The organism is Stenotrophomonas sp. P5_A8 (assembly GCF_056400545.1).
This window is the reverse complement of the sequence record NZ_JBFULB010000271.1, coordinates 1-5,243: the sequence shown is the minus strand read 5'-3', so window position 1 is coordinate 5,243 and position 5,243 is coordinate 1. Positions and strand designations below refer to the sequence as shown.

Annotated in this window: 5 protein-coding genes and 1 pseudogene; 2 read left to right on the top strand and 4 right to left on the bottom strand. The window is 69.1% G+C overall.

Annotated features, from left to right (window positions below; all coding sequences use genetic code 11):
- Positions 1–6 precede the first annotated feature (6 nt).
- Together pdxY and AC1DQP_RS16000 are read left to right on the top strand one after the other, a co-directional pair.
- Positions 7–915: a pyridoxal kinase gene (pdxY, locus tag AC1DQP_RS16005; RefSeq protein ID WP_478051991.1), complete on the top strand. Its 909-nt coding sequence runs from the start codon at positions 7–9 to the stop codon at positions 913–915.
- Positions 912–2,024: a prephenate dehydrogenase gene (locus AC1DQP_RS16000; RefSeq protein WP_457318672.1), complete on the top strand. Its 1,113-nt coding sequence runs from the start codon at positions 912–914 to the stop codon at positions 2,022–2,024. The genes pdxY and AC1DQP_RS16000 overlap by 4 nt, the downstream gene beginning before the upstream one ends.
- A 169-nt stretch (positions 2,025–2,193) precedes the next feature.
- Here the strand turns inward: AC1DQP_RS16000 and AC1DQP_RS15995 are convergent, their stop codons facing one another.
- The 4 genes and pseudogenes from AC1DQP_RS15995 to AC1DQP_RS15980 all read right to left on the bottom strand — a co-directional run.
- Positions 2,194–2,388: a hypothetical protein gene (locus AC1DQP_RS15995; protein ID WP_256774008.1), complete on the bottom strand. Its 195-nt coding sequence runs from the start codon at positions 2,386–2,388 to the stop codon at positions 2,194–2,196.
- 71 nt (positions 2,389–2,459) lie between these two features.
- Positions 2,460–4,226: an ABC transporter transmembrane domain-containing protein gene (locus AC1DQP_RS15990; protein ID WP_478051990.1), complete on the bottom strand. Its 1,767-nt coding sequence runs from the start codon at positions 4,224–4,226 to the stop codon at positions 2,460–2,462.
- Positions 4,219–4,827 carry an IMPACT family protein gene (locus tag AC1DQP_RS15985; protein ID WP_256774006.1) on the bottom strand — a complete coding sequence of 203 codons (609 nt, stop codon included), beginning with the start codon at positions 4,825–4,827 and terminating at the stop codon, positions 4,219–4,221. Before AC1DQP_RS15985 ends, AC1DQP_RS15990 begins: the two co-directional genes overlap by 8 nt.
- A 37-nt stretch (positions 4,828–4,864) precedes the next feature.
- A pseudogene (locus AC1DQP_RS15980) lies at positions 4,865–5,243 on the bottom strand (hypothetical protein); the annotation flags it as partial.

Here is a 5,243-nt window from a genome sequence, read left to right as displayed (position 1 = left end):
GTCGGGATGAACGAATCCCTCGAAAGCCATCTGGTCCATGGACGCCGCCAGCGCCCGGACGGTYCGTCGCCGGTCGACGTCATCTCGGTGCAGTCGCAGCTGGTGTATGGCTACGCCGGCAACAGCGCTGCCGTGCCGCCGTTGCGCGCGCTGGGCGTGCGTGTCGCCGAAATTCCGACCACGCTGCTGAGCAATGCGCCGTTCTACGCGACCACGCGGGGCCGCGTGCTGCCCTCGGACTGGTTCGCCGACCTGCTGCTGGGCGCCGGTGAGCGCGGGTTGCCGCAGCGGGCGCGGATGCTGATCTCCGGCTATTTCGGCAGCGTCGGCAACGGCGCGGCCTTTGCCGACTGGCTCGACGCGGTGCTGCCGTCTTCACCGCAGCTGCGTTACTGCCTGGACCCGGTGATCGGCGATACCCACACCGGGCCTTACGTCGAGCCGGGCCTGGAAAAGGTCTTCGCCGAACGCCTGCTGCCGCATGCCTGGCTGGTGACCCCCAACGCCTTCGAACTCGGTCGCCTGACCGGCATGCCGAGCCTGGCCCAGGACGAGGCCATCGCCGCTGCGCAGACGCTGCTTGCGCGCGGGCCGGAATGGGTACTCGCCCACAGCGTCGGCGGTGACCCGGGCCAACTGGTCACGCTGGCGGTCAGCCGTGAGGCGATCTGGCGCTGGTCCTCGCCGCACCTGCCGGTGGACGTGGCCGGTACGGGCGATGTGCTGATGTCGCTGCTGGTAGCGTTCCTGCTGCGCGGTGAAGCGTTCGAGCAGGCGATCTCGCGCGCCATCGCCGGCGTGCACGTGGCCCTGGAGACCACCCTGGCCAATGGCCATGAAGAGTTCGACGTGCTGGCCGCCGCGCCGGCCGCGCTGGCCCTGCCGCAGCGCTTCGTGCCCGAGCGCTTGGCGTGAGGGCAGCACCGGTTGTCGGCATCGTCGGCAGCGCCGGCGCGTACGGGCGTTGGCTCCGTGGGTTCCTCGAGCGGCGCATGGGCCTGGAGGTGATCGGCCATGATCCGGCCGATCCGCACTCGGACGATCCGGAGGTGCTGCTGCAGCGGGCCGATGTACTGGTTTTCTCCGCGCCCATCCGCCACACGCCCGCGCTGATCGCCGACTACGTGGCGCGTTCGGCCGGGCGCGAGTCCGGGCGCCTGTGGCTGGATGTGACCTCGGTAAAGAGCGATCCGGTCGCGGCGATGCTGGCCTCGCAGGCCGAGGTGGTGGGGCTGCATCCGATGACCGCACCGCCCAAGGCACCGACGCTGAAGGGGCGGGTGATGGTGGTCTGCGAAGCGCGGTTGTCGCGCTGGCAGCCCTGGGTGCAACAGTTGTGCGACGCGCTGGAAGCCGAGTGCGTGCGCGCCACGCCCGCGCACCACGACCAGGTAATGGCGCTGGTGCAGGCGATGGTGCACGCCACCCACCTGGCCCAGGCCGGAGTGCTGCGCGAGTACGCGCCCCTGCTGGGAGCGTTGCCGGCGCTGATGCCGTACCGCTCGGCGTCGTTCGAACTGGACACCGCGATCATCGCGCGCATCCTGTCGTTGAACCCGGCCATCTACGAAGACATCCAGTTCGGCAACCCGCACGTGGGCCCGATGCTGGACCGCCTGCTGGGCCAGCTGCAGCAACTGCGCGACCAGGTGGGGCAGGGCGATGACGCTGCACGCGCGGCCTTCCGCCAGCACCTGCTGCTGGACAACCGTGACAGCCAGGGCGAGGCCGTATTGGCCGAAGGCAACTACACCTTCGAACGCGTCGGCTACCTGCTTGCCGACCTGACCGAACGCAATGCGATCAGCGTGCACCTGCCCGAGGACCGCCCCGGCTCGCTCCGCGAACTGCTGCATGTGTTCGAACGGCATGCGGTGAGCCTGGCGTCGATCCATTCCTCGCGTACGCCGGGCGGTGAAGTGCATTTCCGTGTCGGCTTCGTGGCCGGCAGCGATGCAGCGGCGCTGCAACGCGCGGCGCAGGAAATCGATGCGTCCGGGATCGGCCGGGTGTTGTCGCGCTGACGTGCTGCGACGCCGCATTCATCCACAGGGGGTGTGGATGAGTTGCGCACAAACATGTGGATAACCGCGCGCATCCCTTGCGGTCACAGGCTGTCAAGAAGACTGGCCAGAAAATGACCAGCCTTTCGGAAACTATTTTTCTTGACAGCGAGCGCAGTACGTCCGGCACTCAGGTGGTGAGGATCAACTCGCCGCCGCGGGTGCGGAACTGACGGCCATCACGGACCAGATGGCGGCCGTCGGCCAGCTCATAGCGTGCGCTGTTTTCGGCCGGCGCGGTGTTGCCGGGCTGCTCATCCTTGAACTCGACGATGACGTAGCTCTCGCCGGCGGCGTCGGTGGCGGGGAACTGTCGAAACGACATGAAGCACCTCCTGCGGTGGCACGGATCGATGACCAGCGCACCATGCAACGTGCCGCGTTAGCGGTGCGTCATCAGTCGATGAACTGCAGCCTGGCCAGTTCGGCGTACATCCCACCTTCGGCCAGCAGCTCGGCGTGGGTGCCTTGGGCGACGATGCGGCCGTGGTCCATCACCACGATGCGGTCGGCCTTGAGCACGGTCGCCAGGCGATGCGCGATCACCAGCGTGGTGCGCCCGGCCATCAGCCGTTCCAGCGCCTGCTGTACCGCGCGCTCGCTCTGCGCATCCAGCGCGCTGGTGGCTTCGTCGAGCAGCAGGATGGGCGCGTCCTTGAGCAGTGCACGGGCGATCGCGATGCGCTGCTGCTGGCCACCGGACAGGCGTGCGCCACGCTCACCCAGTTCGCTCAGGTAGCCATCGGGCAGTGCCTGCAGGAACTCATCGGCTTCGGCGGCTTCGGCGGCGCGCTGCACCTCCTCATCGGTGGCCTCCAGGCGCCCGTAGCGGATGTTCTCCAGCGCGGTGCTGGCAAACAGCGTGGGCTGTTGCGGCACCAGCGCCAGCTGCGCGCGCAACTGCGCCGGATCGACCCGGCGCACGTCCACGCCATCGACCCGGATGCTGCCCGAGGCGGGATCGTGGAAGCGCAACAGCATCGACAGCACCGTGCTCTTGCCCGCACCGGACGGACCGACCAGGGCCACGGTCTCGCCGGGGCGCACATGCAGGTTGAAATGCTCCAGCGCGGCGGTGTCCGGGCGCTGCGGGTAGTGGAAGACCACGTCGTCGAAGCGGATCTCGCCGCGCAACGGCGTGGGCAGGGGCAGCGGATCGGCCGGGGTGGCGATTTCGATGTCTTCCTGCAGCAGCTCGGCGATCCGGCCCATGCCGCCGGAGGCGCGCTGCAATTCGTTCCAGACTTCGGCCAGGGCACCGACCGAGCCGCCGCCGATCAGTGCGTAGAGCACGAACTGGCCGAGCGTACCGGCGGTCATGTTGCCGTCGATGACATCGTGCGCGCCCAGCCACAGCACGCCGACGATCGCACCGAACACCAGCACGATCGCGGTGGCCGTGACGATCGACTGCGCCCCGATGCGGCGTCGTGCGGCACGGATCGATTCGGCCAGTGCCGCATTGAAGCGGCCCCGTTCGTACGGCTCGMGCGCATGCGCCTGCACGGTACGCACCGCGCCGAGGGTTTCGGCAGCAAGACTGTTCGCGTCGGCGACGCGGTCCTGGCTGGCGCGCGAGATGTTGCGCAGCCGGCGTGCGCCGATGATGATCGGCAGCACCGCCAGCGGGATGCCGACCAGCGACCACGCGGCCAGGTGCGGACTGGTAACGAACAGCATCACCAGGCTGCCCACCACCGTGACGCTGCTGCGCAGGGCAACGGACATGGTGGAGCCGATCACGCTGCGCAGCAGTTCGCTGTCGGCGGTGAGTCGGGACACCAGTTCGCCGCTGCGGCTGCGGTCGTGGAAACCGGCGCCAAGCGAAATCAGGTGTGCGTACAGGCGGCTGCGCAGATCGGCGACGACCTTTTCACCGAGCAACGACACGAAGAAGAAACGCGCGGCGGTGGCCAGCGCCAGCAGCACCGCGACCAGGAACAGCAGGGCGAAGGCGCGGTTGATCTGGCCGCTGTCGTTGAAGCCGTGATCGATCATCAGCTTCACCGCCGGCGGCAGGCTCAGCGTGGCCACCGAGGACAGCGCCAGCGCCACCAGCCAGGCCACGAACAGCCCGGTGTGGCGACGCACGAACGGCCACAGCGTGCCCAGGCTGCCGAGCTGACGCACGGCCGGGGCCTGCGCGGGGGAGGTGTCAGTCATTCAGATGGCCTGGTTCGGGGCATGTTTCGATGCGGATACGATCACGGGTGGCGTCGCGCAGGCGGATTTTCAACGGGTCGGCCTGATCGGCCGGCAAACGAACCTGCAGCTCGACCCCCGACGGGGTGAAGGTTTCGGCCAGTTTTTCGGCGCTGTGACCGGCCAATGCGGCATGCAGGGCGCCCAGGTCTTCGAAGCCGGCGTGGATGCGCAGCGCGGCCAGCGCGATCAACGGCTGCCGTGGGGCGGTGCGCAGGCACTCGGCAGCCGTGCCGCCGTAGGCGCGGACCAGACCGCCGGCGCCCAGCTTGATGCCGCCATACCAGCGGATCACCACCACCATCACCCGGTCGAAGCCCTGGCCGTCGATCGCCGCCAGGATCGGGCGCCCGGCAGTACCGGCCGGCTCGCCATCGTCGCTGGAGCGGTATTCCCCGCCATGCCGGTAGGCCCAGCAGTTGTGGGTGGCGTCGGGCACGGCCACCTGCTGCAGGAAGGCCAGGGCCGCCGCCGCGTCATCGATGGGCGCCGCATGGGCGATGAAGCGGCTGTGCTTGATCTCCAGGCTGTGGCTGACGGGGGTGGCGAGCGTGTCGGACATTCCCACCATTGTAGTGGGCTGGCTGCGACCGGGCGCGTCAGTTGTCCAGCAGCTGGCGTACGTCACGCGGGACGCGGGTTTCCGGATAGTGCTGCAGATAGCGTTCCAGGCTGGCGCGCGCGGTATCCACGTCGCCGTTGTCGCGGCGCTCGCGGATGCGCTGGAGCCATTGCTTGCGGGGCAGCGTGGCATCGGCATCGACCGCGGCGTTGACGGCGCTGTCGGACAGCGTGCCGCTTATCGCCGCTGGCGCGGCGCGGCGCATCACCCCGGGCGCACCGGCGGCGTTGCGCGCCGGTTCGGCCGCCATCGGCGCGGACTGGATATCGGTGGCCTGCTGACGTGCGCGGCTGCCGGTGGTGGTGATCTTCTCCATCGCAGGCGCAGGCGCAGCAACGGCGTCCAGCGCGTAGGCC